This is a genomic window from Bartonella sp. AD328YNZD, from assembly GCF_042196425.1.
Genome location: NZ_JBHIQG010000423.1, coordinates 1 through 1,840 on the forward strand (window position 1 = coordinate 1; position 1,840 = coordinate 1,840).

The 1,840-nt window shown below is 47.0% G+C and carries 2 protein-coding genes; both read left to right on the forward strand.

Translation table 11 applies throughout. The features are described 5' to 3' along the window. Positions 1 to 645, forward strand: a 645-nt coding sequence (locus ACFIO3_RS12450) for a ShlB/FhaC/HecB family hemolysin secretion/activation protein (protein WP_375704553.1), incomplete at its 5' end; no start/stop codon positions are given. Positions 646 to 670: 25 nt separating this feature from the next. Beyond that, on the forward strand, positions 671 to 1,840 hold a 1,170-nt coding region (locus tag ACFIO3_RS12455; protein WP_375704554.1), incomplete at its 3' end, for a filamentous hemagglutinin N-terminal domain-containing protein.

The window sequence follows — 1,840 nt, forward strand, 5'->3', positions numbered from 1 at the left end:
AAGATTGAAGTGGGCAGCCGTCAATATAGCGTCGCCAATTTTGGCATTTCGCATTCGCGCCAGATGTTGGGGGGGACCTGGACCTTTGATGTGAGTTATTTGCAAGGGCTCCCTTTGTTTCATTCAGTAAAGAAACATGCGCCAGGGGCAGGGGATGCGGAGCCACAATTTGCCAAATTTACTGGTACGCTTAGTGTCATGACGCCTTTTAAGGTAGGGGGCTTGGACTTTATACTGAGCAATCTTTTGAGTGGTCAATATTCACCACATAATTTATTGGGTGCTGAACAGATTTCGTTGGGGGGCGCTTCCAATGTTCGTGGCACGCGTGAGAGTTTGCTTTTTGGCAATAACGGTTTTTTTAGCCGGAATGATTTGTTGCTACGCACCATTCCGTGGAGCAATCACGCGACCTTCAAAAAGGTTTTTGGTGAACTTCGCCCTTATGTTGGTTTGGATTATGGGCGTGTGTTTTCGCAAGCTTTTTATGGGATTAAGAGTGACCAGCTTGCCGGTTGGACAGCAGGTGTCAAGCTTGCGGGAGGCATGGTCTCTCTTGATGCCAGTTATTCCAGTATTTTTTGGAGCACAGTTAAGCATAAAAAATCAGGAACATTTTTTATGACATTAACAATGGAACTTTAAGCGTTTTTTATTGGGGAGTTAAAGTATGAGATATGAGAAGAGAGCAGAAAGAGCAGCTTTATTAGGTGTTTTAGTCTCCAGTACGATGCTCAAAAAGGTTTTATTTGGGGGACTTGGTTTTTCTTGTTTGTTAGCCCCTTCAGCGTTACAGGCGCAAATTACTGTGGATCCTAACGCGAATGCCGCCCATCGTCCAGATATAGTGGCAGCGCCCAATGGGGTTCCCTCGATTGATATTGTTACCCCCAATGGCAAGGGCTTATCACACAATAAATATTACGATTTTAATATTGGCAATGCAGGTGTGATTTGGAACAATCATGCACAAGAAGTGGGGCAATCGCAGTTGGGGGGCATTATGCCGGGCAATCCGCATTTGCGCCTCACGGGTTCGGCGAAAGTGATTTTAAATGAAGTGACCAGCAGCAAGCGCAGTGCGCTTCATGGTCCAGGAGAGGTTTTTGGGAGCCCAGCCGATGTGATTATAGCCAATCCCAATGGGATAAGCTGTGATGGTTGTGGCTTTATCAATACGCCCCATGCGACCTTAACCACAGGTGTTCCCGAAATTGATGCGAGTGGTTTTTTGAAAGGCTTTGAGGTGCGAGGTGGGGATATTACCTTTGGCGCCAAGGGAGCCAATTTTTTCTCTGGCCAAGGGGCGGTTGATATTGTCGATATTGTCTCACGCACAGTGCATTTTGAAGGAGCTGTTGCGGGAAGAGAAATTGGAGTGACAGCAGGGACGGGTCACTTTGATTATGCTTCACGGGAAATGAAAGAACTGACCGATATTACCGGTAAACCGGAATATGCGATAGATGGTTCTGCTTTGGGGGCTCTACAGGCGGATCAGATTAAACTTGTGGCAACAGAAAAAGGTGTTGGGGTTCGCATGCGCCATGATATGGCCGCCAATGCGGGGCAGTTGCATCTTTCTGCTGATGGGAAAATCTCGTTGAAGAATGTTTTTGGTCATGGGGGTGTTGTCCTCAAATCGAAAAGCCAGAGCGTATTGGCAAAGCACATCACCTCGAAAAAGCATATTGATATTGCCGCCCATAAGGATGTGACGTTAGAAACGGTTGGTGCTGATGGTCATTTGAAAATAGAGGCGCAGGATGGGCTTTTATCGATTGCCGGTAAGGCAACCTCTGGGGGCGATATGGAGCTGTCTTCGCGCCAGACACTTCAA